Below are 22,368 nucleotides of genomic sequence, written 5' to 3' on the forward strand. Positions count from 1 at the left end.
TAGGCCGGACCGCCGACGCTCAGTCGAGGGACGCCAGGAAGGCATAGAGGTCCGCCGCTTCCGACTTGAGCCGGACCTGCCAGGCCATCTTGGACCGTGCGCCGCGATCGCCGGTATAGCTCCGCAGGAAATCGTTCGGATCCTCCAGATAGGCGATGAAGTTCGCCTCGTCCCAGAGCAGCCCATCCTCGGCCGCCGCCTTCAGGCCGGCCCCGTACCGGTACTCGGCATCTTGCCCAGCAGGCTGGCCTGCGATGCCGAAGAGATTGGGCCCGAGCCGCCCCGTCCGCCCGGCGAGCGTCTGGCCGGCCGCGTCCCGCACGACGTGACAGGCCGCGCATTGCGCGTCGAAGATGGCAGCGCCCTCGGAGGCATCCTGGGCCAGCGACGGGCCTGCACCGGAAATCAGCAGCGCGAAACCGATGGCGAGCTTGCGGATCATTTGGTGGCTCCTGGGTCTGTCTGGCTGTGTGGGGGCGTCGAACTTCGCCTGAGGTGCGCGGGAAGTAACGCCGCGGGCGCGGCGGGTCAAACGCAACGGGCAAAAAGCCGCATCGCGGGAGCATGTTTGCGAAGCGAAAATCCTGAGGTGTCAAGTACCTGGCGCGCCGGGCCGGCCGCTTTCAGGAAGCATGCGCGGCCCCCTGTGTCACCATGTCGAGGTGAAGTGCGCTGCGATCGCGGCTTAGATCGGGCAGACCCTAAAGCTCGCACGGACCTTGGCATTTCGGCCGGGGCCGGACAGATCGACCAGAGGCGCTCACGACCAAGACCGACAGAATGACCGACCAAATGATCCCCGCCTGGGTCGATGGCACGCTGAAGCCCGTCGACAAGTTGGAAGTCCACCGGCGTGGGCTGCGGCACAAGGCGGTGTCTGTCTTCGTGATGGATGGGGAGAACGTGCTGCTGCAGCGCCGCGCCGCCACCAAGTACCACACGCCGGGGCTCTGGGCGAACACCTGCTGCACCCACCCGCGCTGGATGGAGCCCGCCGCCGATTGCGCGATCCGTCGGCTGCGGGAGGAACTGGGCGTGACCGGTCTCTACCCGGCGCATCGCGACCGGGTCGAGTACCGCGCTGATGTGGGGAACGGGATGATCGAGCACGAGGTCGTCGACATCTTCATGGCGATGGCCGAGCGCAAGATGAAGGTGGATCCGAACCCCGACGAGGTCGCACAGGTGGAATGGGTGGGGTTCTATGACCTGACTGCGGAGATCGCGCGGCGGCCGGAGCGCTTCACGCCCTGGCTCAGGATCTACCTTGACGAGCACCGCGACAGGATCTTCGGCACGCTGATGCGGCCCTGAGGCGCGGGAGACGATCTTTCGCCGAAAGATCGCGCCTCCGGCGGAGGTATATGTCCCAAGAAGAAGGACGACCGGCGGCCAGAACGGCCGCCGCGCAGCGCCCGATCAGGGCTGCTTGTCGTCCTCGTCGTCCTCGTCGTCGCCGGAGGGCAGGTTGAAGAAGCTGTCGGCATCGACGATCGGATCGCGATCCTCTTCTTCCTCTTCACCGCGCGGGTCGCCGGAGAGCGTGAAGGTTTCCAGACCGGAGATGGCGGTCGGGATGCGGGGCTCCGGATCGGCGGCCAGCGACTGCTCGGTCGAGACCAGCTTGCGGCGCTCGTCGTCGCTCATCACCTCGCCATCGGCGGCCTTCTTGGCAGCGGCCTTCTGCACGGCGGCGTCCAGTTCGGACTGCTTGCAGAGTCCGAGCGCCACCGGGTCGATCGGTTGCATGTTCTGGATGTTCCAGTGGGTGCGCTCGCGGATCGACTGGATCGTCGGCTTGGTGGTGCCCACCAGCTTGGAGATCTGGCCGTCGGAGAGCTCGGGATGGAACTTCACCAGCCACAGGATCGAGTTCGGCCGGTCCTGGCGCTTGGAGAGCGGCGTGTAACGCGGGCCACGGCGCTTTTCCTCGCCCACGGCGGCGGCGTTGAACTTGAGCTTCAGCTTGTGCAGCGGGTTTTGCTCTGCCCGGTCGATTTCGACCTGGTCGAGCTGATTGTTGGCGACCGGGTCGAAGCCCTTCACGCCGGCAGCGACATCGCCATCGGCAATGCCCTGCACTTCGAGTTCGTGCAGACCGCAGAAATCGGCGATCTGCTTGAAGCTGATCGTCGTGTTGTCGACCAGCCAGACGGCGGTGGCTTTCGCCATCAGCGGCTTGTTCATGTCTGCCTCCTTCGCACATTTCTCCCGTGGCCGGGAAACGGCCGCAGCCTGTCGGGCCGCTTTTCCTCGTTTTCGGGAATTGCATGGCATATAAGGCGACGGCGACGGAAAGGAAAGACCTAATGCGCTGGATGCTGCTGTGGGCCATGCTGGCCGGGACCGCCTGTGCAGAGGGCGAGCGGGCCGGGGATTTCGACTATTACGTGATGGCCCTGAGCTGGTCGCCGAACTTCTGCGCCATCGAGGGCGACGCCAAGGGCGCCGAGCAATGCGACCCCGCGCTGGATCACGGCTGGGTGCTGCACGGGCTCTGGCCGCAATACGAGGCTGGCTGGCCGAGCTTCTGCAATACATCGGCGCGCAACCCGTCGCGGGGCCAGACCGCGGCAATGGCCGACATCATGGGGTCCGACGGGCTCGCCTGGTACCAGTGGAAGAAGCACGGACGCTGTTCGGGGCTGGAGTCGGACGCCTATTACGCGCTCGCGCGGAATGCCTTCGAAAGCGTGACCCCGCCGGCGGTTCTGCGCAAGCTGGACAAGACGGTGGCGTTGCCGGCGTCGGTGGTCGAGGAAGCCTGGCTGCAGGCCAATCCGGGGCTTTCCCGCGACATGGTGACCATCACCTGCCGCGACGGGCGGATCATGGAAACGCGGATCTGCCTGACGAAGGACCTCGATCCGCGCGCCTGCGGCAGCGATGTCCGTCGCGACTGCACATTGTCGAACGCGCTTCTCGACCCGATCCGCTAGGTCCGGCTCGGGCTTGGACGGGCGAGCGCCCGGCGCTTTGCGATCTGGCAACCCCGTGCTATTCTGACGCTACGTCAACTTTTCGTTACCGATTCCTCTGCGGCCTCTTTGGGGGCCGTACCACTCGACTATTGTGTTGCGCCCCTGGCCGGGCCTGGATCCGGTCGGATCGGCGCCAGACGAACCAGGAGAATTACCATGCGATTTTCGTGGACATTTCCCGCGGCACTTCTCGTTTTGCTGCCAGGCGCGGCCATTGCGGAGGACGCCCGGAACGTTCCCGCCAAGAAACAGACCAAGGCAGGCCTCTACCTGACAGCGGTCGAAGCGGCCGAGATGCTGAAGGACGAGAGCGTCGTTCTGCTGGACGTTCGCAGCCGCTCCGAGCTCACCTTCGTCGGCGTCCCGACGCGGGTAAACGTCCACATCCCGCTGATGGTTATGCCTGAACATGCCAGCTACAACCCTGACAAGCAGAGCTACGCGCTGGAGAGCAACGCGGCGTTCGAGTTCGATTTCCTGGATTATGCGGAAGCCATCGAACTGGAGGACGAGAGGCCGATCATCCTGATCTGCCGTTCCGGGTCACGCAGCGCCAAGGCCGCGGACATGATCTATGACCTCGGGTTTTCCAACGTCTACACGGTGATAGACGGGTTCGAGGGCGACAAGGCGTCCGATGGCCCCGAGAGGGGCCACCGGGTGCTGAATGGCTGGAAGAATGCCGGTCTGGGCTGGGGCTACGAGATCACGCCGGAGCAGGCCTACCCCGGCGACCAGATGTAACCACCGCGGGTCAGGCGTCGGGCGCGTCGCTCACCGCCGGCGGCTCGGCGGCGGTGTAGGCCTCGGGCTCCAGCATCTTCCAGATCACAGCGCCCACCGCGCCGCCGATGAGCGGCGCCACCCAGAACAGCCAGAGCTGCAGGATCGCCTTGCCGCCGCCGAAAAGCGCGACTCCGGTGGACCGGGCCGGGTTGACGGAGGTGTTGGTCACCGGGATCGAGATCAGGTGAATGAGCGTCAGGCCGAGGCCGATGGCGATCGGCGCGAAGCCGACCGGCACGCCCCTGGAGGTCGCGCCCAGGATGATCACGAGGAACATGGCCGTCATCACGATCTCGGTCACCAGCCCGGAGAAGAAGCCATAGCCGCCGGGCGAGGCCGAGCCGTAGCCGTTGAGGGCGAAATTGCCCGCCGAGGAGAAGCCGTCCTGTCCATGGGCGATGATCCAGAGGACCAGGCCCGCCGTGACCGCGCCCGCGACCTGCGCCGCCCAGTAGGGCAGCAAGTCTTTGCCGTCGAACTTGCCGGCAACCATCAGCCCGAAGGACACCGCGGGGTTGAAATGCCCGCCCGAGATGTTGCCGACCGCGTAGGCCATGGTCATGACCGTGAGACCGAAGGCAAGGGAGACACCGAGAAAGCCGATGCCGACATCGGGGACGCCCGCAGCGAGAACCGCCGCGCCGCAGCCGCCAAGGACCAGCCAGAATGTGCCGATGAATTCCGCGATGAGTTTTTTGGACATGTCGAAGTAATCCGCTTGCAAGAAAAATGCGCCCGCACCGACATGGCCGGGCCTGCGCGGAAAATCTACGCACGGCCCGTGACAATCACGAAACGAAAAATTTTGCAGGCCTCAGGAGATCCGAAGCACGATCTTCCCGACGTGGCCGGAGCTCTCCATGCGCGCATGGGCGGCGGCGGCCTCTTCCAGCGGGAATTCCGAGTCCATGACCGGCGCGACGCGGCCCGCCTCCAGCAGCGGCCAGACCCGCGCGCGCAACGCCTCGGCGATTCGGGCCTTGGCGAGGTCCGATTGCGGGCGGAGGGTCGAGCCGGTGATCGTGAGCCGGCGCGTCATCACCTGCGCGAAGTTAAGGTCCACCTTGGGCCCCTGCAGGAAGGCGATCTGCACCAGCCGCCCGTCGTCGGCGAGCGCCTTGACGTTGCGCGGCAGGTAGCTGCCACCGACCATGTCGAGGATCAGGTCCGCACCGCCCTCCGCGCGCAGGATCTCCACGAAATCCTCGTCGCGGTAGTTGATCGCCCGCTCGGCGCCCAGACGCAGGCAGGCAGCGCATTTGTCGTCCGAACCGGCGGTCGCAAAGACCCTCGCGCCGAAATGCCTGGCGAGCTGGATCGCCGTCGTGCCGATGCCGGAGCTGCCGCCGTGCACGAGAAACCGCTCGCCCGCGCGAAGACCGCCGCGCATGAACACGTTGCTCCAGACGGTGAAGAAGGTCTCGGGCAGGCAGGCCGCCTCGCGGAGCGTCATGCCCTTCGGGACGGGCAGCGCATGGGCGGCCGGCGTGACCACGTACTCGGCATAGCCGCCGCCGGGAAGGAGCGCGCAGACGGCGTCGCCGACCCGCCAGCCCGAGACGTCGGGGCCGACCGCCGCCACTTCGCCGGCGGCTTCCAGCCCCGGCAGGTCGCTCGCGCCCGGCGGCGGGTTGTAGCTGCCGGCCCGCTGCAGCGCATCGGGCCGGTTCACCCCGGCATAGGCGCTGCGGATCAGGATCTGTCCCGGACCGGGTTGCGGCACCGGGCGGGTCGCCGGGGTCAGCACCTCGGGCCCGCCGGGTTCGCTGATTTCGATGGCGCGCATGGTTTCGGGCAGGGTCATGACCGGGCTCCTCCTTGGACTCGCCCGTTTCTGGACCGACGCCGCCCGGGATGCAATCGGCGCTCAGCGCGGACGGAAGGCCGCCGTGCCCCTCACGCCCTCGTCGCTCTCGCCGGGTTCGGACCAGTGGCCCGGCATGTGCTCGTCCGTCACTCCCGCGCCGGGTGCCCGGACCTTGCCGAGGAGCCAGTTCGGACCGGCGAAGAGCCGCTTGAGCACCGGGTTTCCCGTCACCTGCGCGCGCATCTTCTCCACCCGCAGCACGTCCTCGACGCGCCGTTCCAGAAACGCCCAGGTCGCCTCGTTGCCCTCGCTGTCATCCCCAAGCCAGTACAGTACCGTGCTGCTGTAGACCGCCGAGAGGGAGGCGCGCTTGGAATACCAGTTGATGTCGTCGGAACTGTCGCCGAGCGCGCTCCAGATCCGGTCGGCGGTGGTCCAGATCGCACGCGCGCCGTCGGCGGCGTATTGCGGCAGGGTCAGGAGCGTGGAGCCGCGCCGCACTGCCTCCTTGTCGTCGATCGCCTCGATCCGCAGGCGGATGGCCAGCATGATCCGATCGCGCAGGCGCATCGTCGGCAGGTCCTCCAGCGCCAGCTGCTCCAGCATGATCCGGTCGCCCCGCTCGTGGTAGGCTAGGGCGAGGTCCACCCCGCCACGCGGACAGATCACCCGGCCGACGGCCAGGTCGACCCCGGCATCGCGGCAGGCAGCGCGGAAGGTGGCGTCGCTCCAGCCGTCGAAGGCGACATGGATCAGCGCCGCGTCCAGGAGCCGTTCCTTGATCTCGGGATGGGGTTCGCTGGTGGTCCGGACGAGCGTCTGGGTCATCGGATACCTCGTGTTCGGGTTTTCGGCACGTGCTGATGGACATGGCCGCTTGCCTTTGCTATACGGCCCACTCCTGCAATCAGATGCAACTCTAACAGGAAAGGTGGTGACAACCACATGCAGGTCAGTGTTCGCGACAATAATGTCGATCAGGCGCTCCGCGCTCTGAAGAAGAAGCTGCAGCGGGAAGGCGTTTTCCGCGAGATGAAGCTCAAGCAGCACTTCGAGAAGCCTTCCGAGAAGAAGGCGCGCGAGAAAGCCGAGGCGATTCGCCGTGCACGCAAGCTGGCGCGGAAAAAGGCGCAGCGCGAAGGGCTCCTCTGAGTAAGAGAAGAGACCCACGGCGCCATCTCCGGCGCGACTGAATTGACATGGCGGACGCCAGTCACGAAACCCCCGGCCACGTCGGGGGTTTTATTTTGCGCAACCGCCACCGCGCGTTCGGTTCGCTGGCGCAGGGGAGCGGTGGCGCGGCGCACAGGCAGCGGGGTTCCTTCCGGGCCGGGAATGCATAGATCGATCCGGAAACGAAAAGGATCAGACATGAACATGCAGACCCCGGCGATTGCGCCCGAGCTTGCGGACTTTCCGATAACCCGACGCTGGCCGGCGCGGCACCCCGACCGGATCCAGCTCTACTCCTGGCCTACCCCCAACGGCGTGAAGGTGTCCATCGCGCTCGAGGAGCTCGGACTGCCCTACGAGGCGCACCAGGTGCGGCTCCGCCCGGAGGACGTGAAGAGCCCGGAGTTCCGGTCGCTCAATCCCAACGGCAAGATCCCCGCGATCATCGACCCCAACGGACCGGACGGCGCACCGATCGGGCTGTTCGAATCCGGCGCTATCCTGCTCTACCTCGCGGAAAAGACCGGCCAACTGGCCGGGGGCAGCGCGCGGGAGCGGCAGCTCGTCACCCAATGGCTGATGTTCCAGATGGGCGGCGTCGGGCCGATGTTCGGGCAGCTCGGGTATTTCCATTCCTTTGCCGGCAGCGAGATCGAGGACCCTCGCCCGCGCCAGCGCTACATCGACGAGGCAAAGCGCCTGCTTGGCGTGCTCGACGAAGCGCTCGAGGGGAAGGAATGGATCGCCGGCGAGTATTCGATCGCCGACATCGCCATGGTCCCCTGGTTGCGGGCGCTCGGCACGACCTACAACGCGCTTGAACTGGTCGGGATGGAGGATTTCCCGAATGTCAGCGCCTGGCGCGACCGCTTCCTTGCGCGTCCGGCGGTGCAGCGGGGCCTGAACACCCCGCCGCGGGACTGATACTCCGCCGGTTCAGCCGGGCAGCGCGCCCGTGAGCACGTAGGTCAGGATCTGGACGACCTGCTCGGGCGTCTCCGCAACCGCAAGCGCGGCGGCGTCGACCTCCTTCAGCGCATGCTGATGGTCGGCGCCGTGCAGCACGATCAGCGACTTGCCGAGCGCCGCGGCATAGCCCGCGTCGAAGGCGGCGTTCCACTGCTTGTACTTCTCACCGAAGCGCACCACGACCACATCCGCCGCCTCGATACCGCGGCGCGTGCGGATCGCGTTGAGCTTGGCGCCCTTGTGGTCATGCCAGAACTTGTCCGACTCCGCGCCAAGGATCGCCACGCCGCAATCGTCGCTGGCGGCGTGGTCGGTCACCGGGCTGTCGAAGCTGACATCCAGCCCCTCGGCTCCAGCGATGATGCGTTCGCGCCAATCGGTGTGAATCTCGCCGGAGAGATAGATTTTGAGGGGCATGGATCTTCCTTCGATTGCGTCTCTGGATCAGGCGGCCACGGGGTGGTGCCGGTTCAGGTTCCACCACATACGATAGAGCTCCAGCAAGGCAAGGGGGGCAAAGTGGATCAGCGCGGCTGCGGGGTGCTCCCAGTTGTGCAGCGCGGCCCAGTGCAGCAGCGTCAGCACGGCGGCCGGGTAGGTCCAGCGCTGCATGGCCTTCCACCGCTTCGGCCCCATGCGCCGGATCGCGCCGTTGAACGACGTGGCGGCCAGCGGGATGAAGATCGCGAAGGCGAGCCAGCCTGTCCAGATGTCGAACCGGCCGACCTGCGCAAGGATGGTCTCCAGCGTTCCCCTGTCGATCACGTAGAACAGCGTGTGCAGGGCCGCGTAGCCGAAGGCCGCGACGCCGAAGTAACGCCGGTTCTTCACCAGCCAGCGCGGACCACGCCAGCCCGGCAGCAGCAGCGTCAGCGGCGTTGCCATCATCGCGATGATCATGAAGCGCGCTGCGAATTCGCCCGTCGGGTGCACGAGGATGTGCAGGATGCGCGAATTGGTGGAGGTTGAAAGCTCCCACAGGATTCCCGCGGCGGGCAGTGCGAGAAGACCCCAGAGGAGGTAGGGAGAAAAACGTTTGAGCATGGCGACCCCGTTTCGGTGACTGGGCAATGCCACTGAAACGGGGTCGGCCGGGATTTCCGTCGCGCCGCGCGAATTGTCAGCCGCGCAGCGTGCCGCCAGTGGCCTTGGCGACCTTCTCGATCACCTTCTTGCCCACGGCCTCGATCTCCTCTTCGGTGAGGGTCTTCACCTTGGGCTGCAGGCGAACGGTGATGGCGAGCGACTTCTTGCCCTCGCCCATTTGCGCCTCGGCCTTGGGCCCGTGGAACTCGTCGAAGACCCGCACTTCCTCGATCAGCGCCTTGTCGGCGCCAGCCGCGGCATTCACGAGGTCCAGCGCCTCAACATTGGCGTCGAGCACGAAGGCGAAGTCGCGCTCCACCGCTTGCAGGTCCGACAATTCCATCGCACCGCGGCTCGCGCTCTTTGCCTTGGGGAAGGGGATCGCCGCCAGGTCGACCGTGAAGGCCACCGCCGGCCCCTTCACATCCAGCGCCGCGAGCACCTTGGGGTGCACCTCGCCAAACACGCCAAGCACGTTCTTGGGCCCGAGGCAGATCGCACCGGAGCGCCCCGGGTGGAACCAGCCGGGAGCGTCGCGTCGGATCTGCACCTTGGCCGGGGCGCCGACCGCGGCCAGCACCGCCTCTATGTCGGCCTTGGCGTCGAAGGTATCGACGCCGCGGCGCGTGCCGTGCACGTCGCGCGGGCCGGTGTGCCCCACCAGCAGGCCAACGGCCACCTGGTTCTGCTCCTCCGGCTCGCCGCCGTGGAAGGCCGGGCCGACCTCGAACAGGGCGAGGTCGGCAAAGCCGCGCGCCTGGTTGCGGGCGGCCGCCTGCAGCAGGGCCGGCAGCGGCGAGGGCCGCATGTGGCTCATCTCGGAGGAGATCGGGTTCTCCAGCTTCGTGGCATCCCCGCCACCGCCGAACAGCTCCGCTGCCGCCTGGTCGATGAAGGAATAGGTCACGCATTCGTTGTAGCCGAGCGCCGCCATCGTACGCCGGGCCATCGACTCGCGGCGCTGCATCGGCGTCAGCACCGGCTCGGGCACGCCCGGCGTCGCCCGGCTCATCGGCACGCCCTGCAGCTTGGTGAGCGAGGCGACGCGCGCCACCTCTTCCACCAGGTCGGCCTCGCCCTGCACATCCGGCCGCCAGCTCGGCACATGGGCCATGTCGCCCTCGAGCCGGAAGCCAAGGGCCTCCAGCGTCGCGCGCTGCTCGGCGTCGGGGATCTCCATCCCCACCAGGCTCTCGACCCGCTTGGTGTCGAGCCGATAGGCGCGGTCCGTGTCGGGCACGGCGCCGGCCACGATCAGCTCGGATGCCTCGCCGCCCGCATGGTCGACGATCATCCGCACCGCATGCTCCAGCCCGATGGGGGTGAACGCCGGGTCCACGCCACGCTCGAACCGGTACCGGGCGTCCGAATTGATCTTGAGCGCGCGGCCCGTGTAGGCGATCTGGATCGGATCCCAGTAAGCGCTTTCGACAAAGACGTTCACCGTCTCCTCGGTGCAGCCCGTGGCGGCCCCGCCCATGATCCCGGCAATGCTCTCCGGACCCTCATCGTCCGAAATCACCATCTGCCCGGCCTGCAGCGTGTATTCCTTGTCGTCCAGCGCCACGAGCGTCTCGCCGCCCCTGGCCCGGTGCACCCGCAGGTTGCCCTTCACCTTGTCGGCGTCAAAGACGTGCAGCGGCCGGTTGCGGTCGTAGGTGAAGAAGTTGGTCACGTCGACGAGAAAGCTGATCGGGCGCAGGCCGATGGCGCGCAGCGCGTCCTGCAGCCATTGCGGCGACGGGCCGTTCTTCACCCCCCGGATCAGCCGGCCGGCGAACAGCGGGCAGCCGTCGAGCGTGTCCTCGTCGATTGTCACCGTGAAGGGCGCGGCGAAAGCGGCCGGCACCGGCTCCACCTCGCGCGGGATCAGCGTGCCGAGCCCGCGGGCCGCGAGGTCACGCGCAACGCCTTCGACGCCAAGCGCATCGGGCCGGTTGGGGGTAATCGCGATCTCGATCACCGGGTCGACCTTTTCCGGACGGTTCTCGGCCAGCCAGTCGGCAAAGCTCTGCCCGACCTCGCCCGAGGGCAGCTCGATGATGCCGTCGTGCTCATCCGACATCTCCATCTCGCGCTCGGAGCACATCATGCCGTGGCTCTCGATGCCGCGGATCTTGCCGACGCTGATCGTGGTGTCGATGCCGGGGACGTAGGTGCCGGGCTTGGCGACCACCACTGTGATCCCCTCGCGGGCATTGGGCGCACCGCAGATGATCTGGCTTTCTCCCTCGTCGGTCTGCACGATGCAGACCCGGAGCTTGTCGGCGTCGGGATGCTTCTCCGCCTTCAGCACCTTGCCGATGGTAAAGGCGCCCAGCTTCGCCGCGGGGTTCTCCACCCCTTCGACCTCCAGCCCGAGGTCGGTCAGGGCATCGAGGATCTCGTCGAGCGTCGCCTGGGTGTCCAGGTGATGCTTGAGCCAGGAAAGCGTGAATTTCATGGGTCGGCCCCTGCAGCATTCGAAAGTCGCGTGTGCTTAGCCCATCCCGCGCGGAGCGTGAAGGCCCGACCGCGAGGAAGGGTACAGAAGCGCAAGGCTTGGGCCGCTGTTTCCTGGACCGGGACGGATGTCAACACTTTGGAAAGAGGTTGCCCGATCGAGAACAGGCCGCCCCGATTGTCGCCGCAATTGAGCGTCAACTGCCCCGTTTTCGCCACATTTCAGCCCTATCCTGAACACGTTGCCGGTGGGGGCCGGAACTGTGTACGTAACGATTGGAGGCACGCTATGGGAGCGATTGCCACAACTCTTGGTAACCTGGCCAAGCCATTGGTTCTCGGACTGATCATGCTGGTCGCTCTGGGGCTTCTGTCCAGCGACCCGGCGTCGGGGAACCGTGGCGCCACCGGCTTCGACTGCCGGGGTTTCACCGACAGTCCGGAACTGAACCGCACCATCTGCCGGTTCAGCCCGTCCCGGATCTGGAACACCCCGGTCGTGGAACTGGTGCCCTGGCTGGCGCCCAAGGAGCCTGCGCCGGGATCGTGACGGTCAGCCTGTCGGACTTCGGGACGGCGCGAGATCCTCGACCAGCCTGAACCGCTCGCAGACCAATGCCATCTCCGGCTCGAACCCGCCATTGCGGGTGAAATAGGCGCGATGCCCGTCGCGCCAGCCCTGAAGGCTGTCGTCCTCGCCCTCGGCGAGGGCGAAGTCTTCGGTCACCTCGTTGAATGCAAGGATCTCCACGCTCAGCGTCTCGATCACCAGCGCCGGCCGGCCATCCCAGTCCAGCGCGATATCCTTGCGCCCCGGTGACGGAAGCGCCTCGCCGCCCGCCTCGAAATCCCGCAAGGCCCCGCAGGTCGCCGTCTTGACCCCGGCGCGCACCAGCGCCAGCAGCCGGTCGCACAGAGCGCGGCTGTCGCCGAAGGTGAAGGTTTCCGCTCCCGGATAGCGCTGACCGATCTCTTCGAGCATGCCCCCTCCTCCCGTCACCCCGCCGCGCAGCGGCGCCCGGCCCCAAGGGTCGTCGATGCCTTTGGCATTGTCGGCCGAGGGGCACCCCCGGCCGCCGTGGGTCAGCGGTTCAGCCCGCCGTGCACTGTCGGCATGTCGAGCGTGGCGAAGCCGTAGTGGCGCAGCCAGCGCAGGTCGCTGTCGAAAAAGGCGCGCAGGTCCGGGATGCCGTATTTCAGCATCGCGAGCCGGTCGATCCCGATGCCGAAGGCAAAGCCCTGCCAGGCCACCGGGTCGATATTGCCGGCGGTGAGTACCTTGGGGTGCACCATGCCCGAGCCCAGAACTTCCAGCCAGTCGTCACCCTCGCCGACCTTTACCGTGCCGCCTTCCCAGGAGCAGCGGATGTCGACCTCGGCCGAGGGCTCGGTGAACGGGAAGTGCGAGGCGCGGAACCGCGTCTCGACATGGGTGCCGAAGAAGGCGGAAAAGAACTCCTCGAGCACCCACTTCAGGTTGGCCATCGAGATATCCTTGCCGATCGCCAGCCCCTCGACCTGGTGGAACATCGGAGTGTGCGTCTGGTCGTAGTCGCAGCGATAGACCCGGCCCGGGCAGATGATCCGGATCGGTGCACCGTGCTTCATCATCGAGCGGATCTGCACCGGCGACGTATGCGTGCGCAACACGTGCGGCGGACGATTGTCGCCCTCGGCGCGCGCCATGTAGAACGTGTCCATCTCGGCCCGCGCAGGGTGGTGGCCCGGGATGTTGAGCGCGTCGAAATTGTGCCAGTCGTCCTCGACCTGCGGGCCTTCGGCCACCGCAAAGCCCATGTCGGCGAAGATCGCGGTGACCTCTTCGGTCACCTGGCTGATCGGGTGGATCGTGCCCTGTCGGCGCGGCCGGCCGGGCAGCGTCACGTCGAGCCACTCGGCCCGCAGCCGCTCTTCCAGAGCCACGTCGGCCAGCGACGCCTTCTTGGCCGCCAGGGCGGAGTTGATCTCGTCCTTCAGCGCGTTCAGCGCGGGGCCTGCGACCTGGCGCTCCTCCGGGCTCATCTTGCCCAGCTCTCGCATCTTCAGGCTCACCTCGCCCTTCTTGCCGACGGCCTGCACCCGCAGGGCCTCCAGCGCGCCCTCGTCGGCCGCCTCGGCAATCGCCGCGATGTATTTCTGCCTCAGCTCTTCCATGGCTGGCTCCCGTCACTCCGCGCAGCACCGCCCGCACCGGGCAGCGCCGAAAATCCTGCGCGTGGGTATCACACCGGCGTTCAAAGGCAAGGGCGCCCGCGTCCTGCGACCTGTCGGCGCGGGCATGTGCCCCCCTTGTTCGCTGCGGCGCAGAGAGCTTAAGACGCTCATATGAAGCCCAAAATCATTACGACGCTGGAGTCGTATGACCGCGCGCTCTTCCTGGCCGATCTCCAGGCCGGGGTGACGGTGGCGATGGTCGCGATTCCTTTGAGCCTTGCCATAGCCATCGCCTCCGGCGCCGATCCCGGCGTCGGGCTGGTGACGGCCGTGATCGGCGGATTCCTGATCTCGCTGCTCGGCGGCAGCCGGGTGCAGATCGGCGGGCCGACCGGTGCCTTCATCGTCGTGGTCTACGGGGTGATCGCGCAATACGGCTACGACGGGCTGGTGCTCGCCACCTTCCTCGCCGGCCTGATCCTGCTGACCGCCGGGGCGTTCCGGGCGGGCAATCTCATCGCCTTCGTGCCGGAACCGGTGATCGACGGCTTCACCATCGGCATCGCGGTCATCATCGCGGCCAGCCAGATCAAGGATCTCTGCGGGTTGAGCATGGCCGAGGTCCCGGCGGACTTCCTCGAAAAGGTCCCGGCGCTCTGGGCGGCGCGCGACACGCTGGCCCCCGCCAGCCTCGGCATCGGCCTGGCTACCATGGTGCTGATCATGCTGCTGCGGCGCCTGTTCCCGCGCTTCCCGGGCCTGATCGTCGCGGTGTCGCTCACCTCGGTCGCGGCGGCCCTGCTGGCCCTGCCGGTCGACACGATCGGCGGCCGCTTCGGGGCGCTGCCCAATCACCTGCCGATGCCGAAGCTCCCGGACCTGAGCCTGCAGCGGGTCACCGAGCTCCTGCCCTCGGCTTTCGTGATCGCCTTTCTCGCCGGGGTTGAGTCGCTGCTCTCCGCGATGGTCGCCGACCGGATGATCGGCGGCCGCCACCGCCCGAATGCCGAGGTGCTCGCACAAGGTGCGGCCAATATCGGCTCGGCGCTGTTCGGCGGCCTGCCGGCGACTGGCGCAATCGCGCGCACCGCGACCAACGTGCGCGCCGGCGGCAAGACCCCTGTCGCGGGCCTCGTGCATGCGCTCACCATCCTCGCGGTGATGATGCTGGCCGCCCCGCTCGCGGGTCACCTCGCCATGCCGGCGCTCGCCGGGCTGCTCATGCTGACCGCCTGGAACATGAGCGAGCCGCACAAGTGGCGGCACCACCTGCAACAGCGGACATCCGACAAGGTGCTGCTGGTGCTGACCCTGGTGCTGACGGTCGTTGCGGACCTGACGGTTGCGATCGGCGTCGGAATCGCACTTGGCCTCGCCCTGCGCCTGCGCCGACGCCATGTGCCCGAAGCCGAATGGACGCCGCCGGAACGGTAGGCGTCAGGCGGCCAACCCGAACATGGCGCGCGCCTCCCAGCCCCTGAGAACCGGACGGGCCAGGTCTCCCTGCCGGGCATGATCGGTGATCAGCTCCGGAAAGAGCACTTTGAACTCCGCAAGCATCTCCGGGGTCATCGCCGAGACGCTGTTGCTGGCCACCAGAAAGCTCTCGGCCGGGACGCCGTTGGCCCAGACCAGCTCATGCTGGTCGAACATGAAATGGTGGTAGGTGACGGTGCCCCCTTCCTGGCGGGCGACATCGCGCCCGTTGACCAGGTGCTTGGCCGCCACCAGCGCCTCGCAGGAGCCCGTCGCCAGCTCCAGGTCCGCCGAGCTGACGAGCATCCGGTGCTGCGGCGAGACGAGCAGCTCCCGCTCCGCGCCGAGCGCCCCGGGCGCGAAGCGGATCGGCGCCATCTCACCCGTCGCCTCGACCTCGCGCGCCCCGATCCAGCGGATCGGCCGGGCGCCGCTGTCGAGCGTCAGCACCAGGTCGCCGACCCGCAGGTCCTCCACCGGGCGCTCGCCCAGCGGTGTGGTGATCATGGTGCCGGAGGCAAAGCAGATCATGCCGCTCGACGCCGGGTTCACCGAGGTCAGGGTCACGGTGTCCGGGTTCGGCTGGTTGAACTGGATCGTGTAGGTCGCCGCATTCGGCTCGGTCGGGACGGGGATATTCTCCGACACCGCGCCGGCTGCCGGACCGTTCAGCGCGGTGATGTTCGTCGTGCCGCCGCCGATGTCGTAGAACTGCAGCACCTCCGACGTGCTGCTGTTGACCAGCGCCGCCGCCTCGAAATTTCCGGCGGCGTTGCTGTCGGGATCTGTCAGCAGAAGAGGCAGATTCTCCGACGACAGGACATAGACATACTCGTTCGCCTGCGCGTCATAGCTGACCCAGACCCGCGGGTCGGTCAGATCGACGACGAGCCCGACCGCGCCGTCCGCCTCGTAGAACGCAACAGTAAAGTCCGCCGGATCCTCGTCCGGGGACAGGGCGACCTCCAGGAACTCGTCGATCCCGGAACTGGCCGCATAGGCGTTCGAATAGTGAAGTTCGCTGATACGCGCCACAAAGCAACCCTGACAACCAAAGCCCCGCACACCCCGGGCACAGCGGTCACCCTCGCGCAAAAATCCGAAGAAATTCCTTCATTCTGACGGCGATTTTGAGGCGAAACGGGCAACAATGGCGCCATCCGCCAGCCATCGGACACGAAAAAGCCCCGCGCGGCGTCGCCGGCGGGGCTTTGATCTTGTGGCTGCGGTCAGGCTCAGGCCAGCGCGGCCTTGGCCTTTTCCACGATCGTGCCGAAGGCTTCCGGCTCGTGCACGGCCAGGTCGGCCAGCACCTTGCGGTCCACCTCGATGCCGGCCTTGGCCAGGCCGTTGATGAAGCGCGAATAGGTCAGCGCCTCGTCGTGGGCACGAACGGCCGCGTTGATTCGCTGGATCCACAGCGCACGGAACTGGCGCTTGCGGGCCTTGCGGTCGCGGGTCGCGTACTGGTTGGCCTTGTCGACGGCCTGGGTCGCAGTCCGGAAGTTGGTCGACCGGGCGCCATAGTAGCCCTTGGCGGCCTTCAGGACCTTCTTGTGACGTGCGTGGGTGACGGTTCCGCCTTTAACTCGGGACATATCTCAAGCCTCCTCAGCGCGCGTAGGGCATGTATTTCTTGACGATCTTGGTATCCGGCTCGGAAAGAACCGTGGTACCGCGGGCGTCGCGAATGAACTTGTTGGTGCGCTTGATCATGCCGTGGCGCTTGCCGGCCTGGGCGGATTTGATCTTGCCGGTCGCGGTCACCTTGAACCGTTTCTTGGCGCCGGACTTTGTCTTCATCTTGGGCATTTGCCTACTCCTTGACTGGATCGGTCGTTCCGTCCCGACAGGCATGCCACTTTCGGCCCGCCGCAACGGCTGAAGCCGGGCGTATAGGCGCAGATGCGTCGACAGGCAAGGGGAAATCGGCCCTTCAGGGCGCGACAGAGCACCCTGCCCGTGCGCGCATTGCCAGAGGTGGGATCAGTTCAGCAGGCGGTTGAACACGCGCACCACGACATCGGGCGCGTCGGCCACCGAATAGCCCGAGGGCTTCATGATGACGGCGGTGGTGATCAGACCGATGCAGATCATGAAAAGGACGGCCGCCGTGCGAGGCGAGCGGCCACCCGAGAAGGCGCTGAGAAGGGACGGAAAGGCCAGGAGACCCATCAAGATACCGATGGTGAAGATCAGATCGGAATCGAGTATCAAGCGCCGTCCCTCCGAGGAATTCAATCCTTCGATTATTCGGGATCGGTGTTAAAGATCAACCTCTCATCACACGGAGCCACACGCAGGATGTTGGTGGAGCCGGGGATGTTGAACGGAACGCCCGCAACGACAACGACGTTGTCGTCGGAATCCGCGAACTGGCCCTGACGGGCTGCGCGCGCCGCGGAGACCACCGCCATCTTGAAGCGGCTCACGTCGCCATGGGTCATGAAGCAGTTCACGCCCCAGGACAGGCACAGCCGCCGCGCAGTCGACGTGAAGGGCGTCAGTGCGAGGATCGGCACGCGGGGACGCTCGCGCGCCGTCTTCAGCGCGGTGGTGCCGGAATGGGTAAAGCAGCAGATCGCCTTGACGCCAGTGTTCTCGGCGATTTCGCGTGCCGCGGCGACGATGCTGTCAGCGGTCGATGTCCGGTCGACCACGCGTGCGGCCTCGATGATGTCGCGATACATCTGGCCCTTCTCGACCTCGACGGCGACCGCATCCATCGTGCGCACGGCTTCCAGCGGGTACTCGCCGGCAGCCGATTCCGCGCTCAGCATCACCGCGTCGGCGCCCTCGTAGATGGCGTTGGCCACGTCGGAGACCTCGGCCCGCGTCGGCATCGGGCTCTCGATCATCGATTCCAGCATCTGCGTGGCGACGATCACCGGCTTGGCAGCAGCGCGGGCGCCGCGGATCAGCCGCTTCTGGATCGGCGGAACGGCCTGCACCGGCAGTTCGACGCCCAGATCGCCGCGCGCCACCATGATCCCGTCGGAGACCGCGAGGATATCGTCATAGGCTTCCACGGCGGCCGGCTTTTCGATCTTGGAGAGCACGGCAGCGCGGCCGTTGACCAGTTCCTTGGTCTGCAGCACGTCGTCCGGACGCTGCACGAAGGAGAGCGCCACCCAGTCCACGCCCAGCTCGCAGACGAACTCGAGGTCCGCCTTGTCCTTGTCCGACAGGGCCGCCACCGGCAGCACCACGTCGGGCACGTTCACGCCCTTGCGGTTGGAAATCGTGCCCCCCGTCACCACGGTGCAGTTCGCGAAGTCGTCGCCGCACTTCTCGACCCGCAGTCGGATCTTGCCGTCGTTGACCAGCAGGCTCGCGCCGGGACGCAGCGCCTTGAAGATCTCGGGATGCGGCAGGCACACGCGGCTCGAGTCGCCCTCGGTGGGATCGAGATCCATCCGGAAGGCCGCGCCTTCGACCAGTTCCTCGGAATCGCCGGCGAACACGCCGACGCGGAGTTTCGGGCCCTGAAGATCGGCGAGGATGGCGATCGGCCGCCCGAGTTCACGCTCGATCTGGCGGATGATCGTGTGGCGCTCGCGGATCTCGTCGTGGCTGCCGTGGCTCATGTTCAGGCGGAACACGTCGGCCCCGACTTCGAAGAGCCGTCGTATCGTGTCGTAGTCGTCCGAGGCGGGGCCAAGGGTGGCCACGATTTTCACATTTCGCATCCGTCTCATCGGACAACCTTTCGTATGGTGCAGGGTTGGTGCTGGGTCGCGCGGGACAGTTAGCGGTAAAGTTCCCAAATTGCCAGAGCGTCGGGCTCTGGCTCTTCGCCGCAGGACGCATTACACCCATGCGCGGAACACACGACACCACCATGACATATCACGCCTTTCATACCGCCGGAGAAGACCGGGACAGCCGCTGGCTGATCACCTGCGATCACGCCACCAATACCGTACCACCGCAGATCGGCGGCGGCACGCTCGGATTGCCGCAGGCGGACATGGCCCGACATATCGCCTACGACCCCGGTGCAGCAGGGGTGGCGCATGCGCTGGCCGACAATCTCGGCGCGCCGCTGATCACCTCGAATTTCTCCCGGCTGGTGATCGATCCGAACCGCGGCGAGGACGACCCGACGTTGCTGATGCGGCTCTATGACGGCACGATCATCCCGCAGAACCGCCATGCCGACGCAGCCGAGACCGAACGCCGCATGGAGCTTTGCTACCGCCCCTACCACGCGGAACTCGGCCGCCTTGCGGCCTCCCGCGCCGACCGTGTGATCGTCGCGGTGCACAGTTTCACCCCGCAGCTGCGCGGCCGGCCGCCCCGGCCCTGGCATGTCGCGATCCTGCACTCGCCGCCCCACAATGCCCTGTCCGTGAGCCTTATCCGCAGACTGCGTACCGATCCGGAGCTTTGCGTCGGCGACAACGAGCCCTATGCCGGACACCAGCCCGGTGACTCCATCGACCGTCACGCCCTGCAACACCGGCGGCCCCACGTGCTATTGGAACTGCGGCAGGATCTGCTGGAGACGGTGGAGCAGCAGAAGGCCTGGGGGCGCAGGCTGGCTCCGCTGCTGCAGGGCGCGCTGCAGGACTGCAAGATCTGAATTCCCGGAGGAGGACCGACCATGGACGACCAGACCCGCATCGAACTCGAAGCCGCCGCCTTCCGCCGGCTCCGCAAGCACCTCATGACCGATCGCGTCGACGTGCAGAACATCGACCTGATGAACCTGGCCGGTTTCTGCCGCAACTGCCTGTCCCGCTGGTATCAGGAAGCCGCCGCCGAGCGCGGGCTGGAGATTGACCAGGCCGAGGCGCGGGAGATCTTCTACGGGATGCCCTACGACTCGTGGAAGGCGCGCAACCAGAGCCCGGCCAGCCCCGAGAAACAGGCCGAGTTCGAGAAGGCGTTCCGCGACAACGTCGGCCCCGCAGACAAGGTCTGAGCTCGGGGCGAGCCAGCGCCCGACGGGCGATGACCGATTCTCGCCTCCTTTTGGCCCTTCTCGACCGGAATTGACCAATCCCCGGCAACAGAGCGGGACCCGGGCGAGAACTGTTGTCGGAAATTTCCGGAATTCGGCAGAAGTTTGACCGAATTGCGGTGGCTGGCTAGCTTTTCCTCGGGGGCGAAAGGAAGAGCATGCTGAACATCATCGCACTTGGCATCATCCTTGTCGCCATCGTCCTGGCCTACACGGACCTGTTGCGCTCCACGCGCGATGTCTCGCTCTCCATCACCACATCCGCCCACAGGGACGCCGCCGGCGCGCCGCGCAGAACGCCGGGCGTGGCGCTGGACCTGTCGCGGGGCGTGCCCGTCACCCTGCACGGCTTCGACCCGCGGCACGAAGCGCTGGTGGTGCAACTGTCCCGCGTCGCCTCGTCCGACAACGAGGACGCGGGCTTCGCCATCCAGCCGGATGCGCGCGGCCGGGGGCTCGAGGTCCTGTTTCTCGGCCGCGTGCTCGTGCGGCTCCCCGGGGTGCCCGCCGACAGCGATCTCGACCTGTATCTCGAAACACCGGCCGCCTGACCCCTTCCATCACGTATGAAAAAGGGCGGGGAATCCCCGCCCTCTCCTGTCCGTATCGCCTTGCCGCCACTCACAGCCGGCCGTGCGGCCTCAGACCGCGACCTTGCGGCTCTCGTCGAGATAGATCTCGCGCAGCCGCTGCGACACCGGACCCGGCGTTCCGTCGCCCAGAACCGAGCCATCGATCTCCACCACCGGCATCACGAATGCCGAGGCCGAGGTAAAGAAGGCCTCGTCCGCCTGCTGCGCCTCCTCGATGGTGAAGGGACGCTCCTCGACCTCCATCTGCGCTTCTCGGGCGAAGCGCAGCACAGCCGCGCGGGTGATCCCGTGCAGGATCTCGGTGCCGAGGTTGCGGGTGATGATCTTGCCGTTCTTGACGATGTAGGCGTTGTTCGACGTCCCCTCGGTGACGAACCCGTCCTCGACCATCCAGGCATCGTCGGCGCCAGCCTTCTTGGCCATCATCTTGCCCATCGAGGGGTAGAGCAGCTGCACCGTCTTGATGTCGCGACGGCCCCAGCGAATGTCTTCGACCGAGATCACCTTGATCCCCTTACGGGCCTGCGGGCTGTCGGCAAGGCCGGGCTTGGACTGGGTGAACAGCACCAGCGTCGGCGGCACCTCCTCACCGGGGAAGGCGAAATCACGGTCGGCCGGAGCGCCGCGCGTGACCTGCAGATAGACGAGACCCTCGTCGATCTCGTTGCGCGCCACCAGCTCCCGGTGGATCTCCAGCAACTCGCCCATGGCGGCAGGCTCGGGCATCGACAGCTCGTTCAGCGAACGGCGCAGGCGCGCCTCGTGACCGGCGAAATCGATCAGCTTGCCCCCGAGCACCGAGGTCACCTCGTAAACCCCGTCCGCGAACAGGAACCCCCGGTCGAAGACCGAGACCTTGGCCTCCTCCTCCGGCAGATATTCTCCGTTGACGTAAACGATCCGGCTCATGGCGGTCTCCTATCCCCACAATTCCCGCGACGGCGGGTGTACGCCCTCGCTGTCATAAATCAGCGGCGTGCCGCGGTCTTCGGCCAGCAGCAGCGGGCCGTCAAGGTCCACGACGGCCACGCCTTGCGCAAGTATCACGGCCGGCGCCATCGCCAGCGAGCTTCCCACCATGCAGCCGACCATGATCTCGAACCCGGCGGCCTCGGCCTCGGCCCGCAGGGCCAGCGCCTCGGTCAGCCCGCCGGTCTTGTCGAGCTTGATGTTGATCATGTCATACTTGCCCTTGAGCGCCGCCAGCGAGGCGCGGTCGTGCACGCTCTCGTCGGCGCAGAGCGGCACCGGCCGCTCCAGGCCCAGAAGGTCGTCGTCCGCCCCGGCCGGCAGCGGCTGCTCCACCATCGCCACCCCGAGGCGCAGCAGATGCGGCGCGAGGTCGGAATAGACCTCGGCGCTCCAGCCCTCGTTGGCATCCACGATGATCTTCGACGCCGGAGCGCCGGCCCGGACGGCCTCGAGCCGTGGCATGTCGTCGGGCGTGCCCAGCTTGATCTTGAGCAGCGGGCGGTGCGCATTGGCGGCGGCGCTGGCCTGCATCGCCTCCGGCGTGTCGAGCGACAGCGTGTAGGCCGTTTCCAGCGGCCCCGGCGCGGCGAGCCCGGCAAGCTCCCACACCCGCTTGCCCGCACGTTTCGCCTCGAGGTCCCACAGCGCGCAATCCACCGCGTTGCGCGCCGCACCGGGCGACATCAGTTCCTGCAAGCCTGCACGGTCGAACCGCTCGGGCAGCGCCGCGATCTCGGCGGTCACGCTCTCCAGGGTCTCGCCATAGCGAGCATAGGGCACACACTCGCCCCAGCCTTCGGTCTCGCCCTCCTTCAGGACGGCGGTGATGACCTGCGCCTCCGTCTTGGAACCTCGTGCTATGGTGAACACCTGGGCCAGCCGGAAAACGTCCGGCCGTATCGTCACTTCCATATTCACGCCTTTCCTCTGCCGAACGCCGCCCGGCTTCTTCTGTCCGGAAAT

The 22,368-nt window shown here is 66.8% G+C and carries 27 protein-coding genes; 10 read left to right on the forward strand and 17 right to left on the reverse strand.

Annotated features, from left to right (window positions below):
- Positions 1–19 precede the first annotated feature (19 nt).
- Positions 20–442 (reverse strand): c-type cytochrome, encoded by a 423-nt coding sequence (locus CHB86_RS12130; protein ID WP_089233321.1) that lies wholly within the window; start codon positions 440–442, stop codon positions 20–22.
- 338 nt (positions 443–780) lie between these two features.
- Here CHB86_RS12130 and idi point away from each other — a divergent pair, with 338 nt between their 5' ends.
- Positions 781–1,314: an isopentenyl-diphosphate Delta-isomerase gene (gene idi / locus CHB86_RS12135; protein ID WP_089233322.1), complete on the forward strand. Its 534-nt coding sequence runs from the start codon at positions 781–783 to the stop codon at positions 1,312–1,314.
- 105 nt (positions 1,315–1,419) lie between these two features.
- On the opposite strand, the gene CHB86_RS12140 is transcribed toward idi, so the two are convergent.
- A complete protein-coding gene (locus tag CHB86_RS12140) occupies positions 1,420–2,187 on the reverse strand; it encodes a DUF1013 domain-containing protein (RefSeq protein ID WP_089233323.1) in 768 nt (255 codons plus the stop codon).
- Between the two features lie 122 nt (positions 2,188–2,309).
- On the opposite strand from CHB86_RS12140, the gene CHB86_RS12145 reads away from it, so the two are divergent.
- Positions 2,310–2,939, forward strand: a complete 630-nt coding sequence (locus CHB86_RS12145; RefSeq protein WP_089233324.1) for a ribonuclease T2 family protein — start codon at positions 2,310–2,312, stop codon at positions 2,937–2,939.
- 198 nt (positions 2,940–3,137) lie between these two features.
- On the forward strand, positions 3,138–3,725 hold the full coding sequence (locus tag CHB86_RS12150; protein WP_089233325.1) for a rhodanese-like domain-containing protein: 588 nt from the start codon (positions 3,138–3,140) through the stop codon (positions 3,723–3,725).
- 10 nt (positions 3,726–3,735) lie between these two features.
- Here the strand turns inward: CHB86_RS12150 and aqpZ are convergent, their stop codons facing one another.
- The 3 genes from aqpZ to CHB86_RS12165 all read right to left on the reverse strand — a co-directional run bounded on the left by aqpZ (position 3,736) and on the right by CHB86_RS12165 (position 6,402).
- Entirely contained in the window at positions 3,736–4,470 is a 735-nt protein-coding gene (aqpZ, locus tag CHB86_RS12155) for an aquaporin Z (RefSeq protein WP_089233326.1), read from the reverse strand.
- 111 nt (positions 4,471–4,581) lie between these two features.
- Positions 4,582–5,571 (reverse strand): NAD(P)H-quinone oxidoreductase, encoded by a 990-nt coding sequence (locus CHB86_RS12160; protein WP_089233327.1) that lies wholly within the window; start codon positions 5,569–5,571, stop codon positions 4,582–4,584.
- Positions 5,572–5,634: 63 nt separating this feature from the next.
- The gene (locus CHB86_RS12165) at positions 5,635–6,402 is read right to left on the reverse strand and encodes a COQ9 family protein (protein ID WP_089233328.1); all 768 of its coding nucleotides are present in this window, start codon (positions 6,400–6,402) and stop codon (positions 5,635–5,637) included.
- Between the two features lie 117 nt (positions 6,403–6,519).
- Here CHB86_RS12165 and rpsU point away from each other — a divergent pair, with 117 nt between their 5' ends.
- Together rpsU and CHB86_RS12175 are read left to right on the forward strand one after the other, a co-directional pair.
- Entirely contained in the window at positions 6,520–6,726 is a 207-nt protein-coding gene (rpsU, locus tag CHB86_RS12170; protein WP_005614280.1) for a 30S ribosomal protein S21, read from the forward strand.
- A gap of 219 nt (positions 6,727–6,945) precedes the next feature.
- Positions 6,946–7,671: a glutathione S-transferase family protein gene (locus CHB86_RS12175; protein ID WP_245837924.1), complete on the forward strand. Its 726-nt coding sequence runs from the start codon at positions 6,946–6,948 to the stop codon at positions 7,669–7,671.
- A gap of 12 nt (positions 7,672–7,683) precedes the next feature.
- On the opposite strand, the gene CHB86_RS12180 is transcribed toward CHB86_RS12175, so the two are convergent.
- From CHB86_RS12180 to pheT, 3 genes are all read right to left on the reverse strand, one after another.
- Positions 7,684–8,133 carry a YtoQ family protein gene (locus tag CHB86_RS12180; protein WP_089233329.1) on the reverse strand — a complete coding sequence of 150 codons (450 nt, stop codon included), beginning with the start codon at positions 8,131–8,133 and terminating at the stop codon, positions 7,684–7,686.
- Between the two features lie 27 nt (positions 8,134–8,160).
- Complete coding sequence (locus CHB86_RS12185) at positions 8,161–8,760, reverse strand: protein-methionine-sulfoxide reductase heme-binding subunit MsrQ (RefSeq protein WP_089233330.1); 600 nt, start codon at positions 8,758–8,760, stop codon at positions 8,161–8,163.
- 76 nt (positions 8,761–8,836) lie between these two features.
- A complete protein-coding gene (gene pheT / locus CHB86_RS12190) occupies positions 8,837–11,245 on the reverse strand; it encodes a phenylalanine--tRNA ligase subunit beta (RefSeq protein WP_089233331.1) in 2,409 nt (802 codons plus the stop codon).
- 288 nt (positions 11,246–11,533) lie between these two features.
- On the opposite strand from pheT, the gene CHB86_RS12195 reads away from it, so the two are divergent.
- Positions 11,534–11,794 (forward strand): hypothetical protein, encoded by a 261-nt coding sequence (locus CHB86_RS12195; RefSeq protein WP_141134890.1) that lies wholly within the window; start codon positions 11,534–11,536, stop codon positions 11,792–11,794.
- A 3-nt stretch (positions 11,795–11,797) separates the two neighbouring features.
- Here CHB86_RS12195 and CHB86_RS12200 read toward each other — a convergent pair whose 3' ends face one another.
- Entirely contained in the window at positions 11,798–12,226 is a 429-nt protein-coding gene (locus CHB86_RS12200) for an ASCH domain-containing protein (RefSeq protein ID WP_089233333.1), read from the reverse strand.
- A 101-nt stretch (positions 12,227–12,327) separates the two neighbouring features.
- Positions 12,328–13,398, reverse strand: a complete 1,071-nt coding sequence (pheS, locus tag CHB86_RS12205) for a phenylalanine--tRNA ligase subunit alpha (protein ID WP_089233334.1) — start codon at positions 13,396–13,398, stop codon at positions 12,328–12,330.
- Between the two features lie 171 nt (positions 13,399–13,569).
- Here pheS and CHB86_RS12210 point away from each other — a divergent pair, with 171 nt between their 5' ends.
- Positions 13,570–14,832 carry a SulP family inorganic anion transporter gene (locus CHB86_RS12210; protein ID WP_089233335.1) on the forward strand — a complete coding sequence of 421 codons (1,263 nt, stop codon included), beginning with the start codon at positions 13,570–13,572 and terminating at the stop codon, positions 14,830–14,832.
- 3 nt (positions 14,833–14,835) lie between these two features.
- Here CHB86_RS12210 and CHB86_RS12215 read toward each other — a convergent pair whose 3' ends face one another.
- The 5 genes from CHB86_RS12215 to pyk all read right to left on the reverse strand — a co-directional run bounded on the left by CHB86_RS12215 (position 14,836) and on the right by pyk (position 18,572).
- The gene (locus CHB86_RS12215) at positions 14,836–15,909 is read right to left on the reverse strand and encodes a Hint domain-containing protein (RefSeq protein ID WP_089233336.1); all 1,074 of its coding nucleotides are present in this window, start codon (positions 15,907–15,909) and stop codon (positions 14,836–14,838) included.
- Positions 15,910–16,109: 200 nt separating this feature from the next.
- Positions 16,110–16,472: a 50S ribosomal protein L20 gene (rplT, locus tag CHB86_RS12220; protein ID WP_089233337.1), complete on the reverse strand. Its 363-nt coding sequence runs from the start codon at positions 16,470–16,472 to the stop codon at positions 16,110–16,112.
- A 13-nt stretch (positions 16,473–16,485) separates the two neighbouring features.
- A complete protein-coding gene (gene rpmI / locus CHB86_RS12225) occupies positions 16,486–16,686 on the reverse strand; it encodes a 50S ribosomal protein L35 (protein ID WP_089233338.1) in 201 nt (66 codons plus the stop codon).
- A gap of 174 nt (positions 16,687–16,860) precedes the next feature.
- The gene (locus CHB86_RS12230; RefSeq protein WP_245837926.1) at positions 16,861–17,091 is read right to left on the reverse strand and encodes a hypothetical protein; all 231 of its coding nucleotides are present in this window, start codon (positions 17,089–17,091) and stop codon (positions 16,861–16,863) included.
- Positions 17,092–17,123: 32 nt separating this feature from the next.
- A complete protein-coding gene (gene pyk, locus CHB86_RS12235) occupies positions 17,124–18,572 on the reverse strand; it encodes a pyruvate kinase (protein ID WP_089233339.1) in 1,449 nt (482 codons plus the stop codon).
- A 119-nt stretch (positions 18,573–18,691) separates the two neighbouring features.
- Here pyk and CHB86_RS12240 point away from each other — a divergent pair, with 119 nt between their 5' ends.
- The 3 genes from CHB86_RS12240 to CHB86_RS12250 all read left to right on the forward strand — a co-directional run bounded on the left by CHB86_RS12240 (position 18,692) and on the right by CHB86_RS12250 (position 20,391).
- Entirely contained in the window at positions 18,692–19,459 is a 768-nt protein-coding gene (locus CHB86_RS12240) for an N-formylglutamate amidohydrolase (RefSeq protein ID WP_425445421.1), read from the forward strand.
- A gap of 21 nt (positions 19,460–19,480) precedes the next feature.
- Positions 19,481–19,801, forward strand: a complete 321-nt coding sequence (locus tag CHB86_RS12245) for a DUF1244 domain-containing protein (protein ID WP_089233340.1) — start codon at positions 19,481–19,483, stop codon at positions 19,799–19,801.
- A gap of 197 nt (positions 19,802–19,998) precedes the next feature.
- Positions 19,999–20,391, forward strand: a complete 393-nt coding sequence (locus CHB86_RS12250) for a hypothetical protein (protein ID WP_089233341.1) — start codon at positions 19,999–20,001, stop codon at positions 20,389–20,391.
- 90 nt (positions 20,392–20,481) lie between these two features.
- Here CHB86_RS12250 and CHB86_RS12255 read toward each other — a convergent pair whose 3' ends face one another.
- Positions 20,482–21,342: a D-amino-acid transaminase gene (locus CHB86_RS12255; protein ID WP_089233342.1), complete on the reverse strand. Its 861-nt coding sequence runs from the start codon at positions 21,340–21,342 to the stop codon at positions 20,482–20,484.
- Positions 21,343–21,351: 9 nt separating this feature from the next.
- Positions 21,352–22,317 (reverse strand): N-acetyl-D-Glu racemase DgcA, encoded by a 966-nt coding sequence (dgcA, locus tag CHB86_RS12260; RefSeq protein ID WP_089233343.1) that lies wholly within the window; start codon positions 22,315–22,317, stop codon positions 21,352–21,354.
- Positions 22,318–22,368: the final 51 nt, after the last annotated feature.

Source organism: Tropicimonas sediminicola, from assembly GCF_900188335.1.
Taxonomy (GTDB): domain Bacteria; phylum Pseudomonadota; class Alphaproteobacteria; order Rhodobacterales; family Rhodobacteraceae; genus Tropicimonas; species Tropicimonas sediminicola.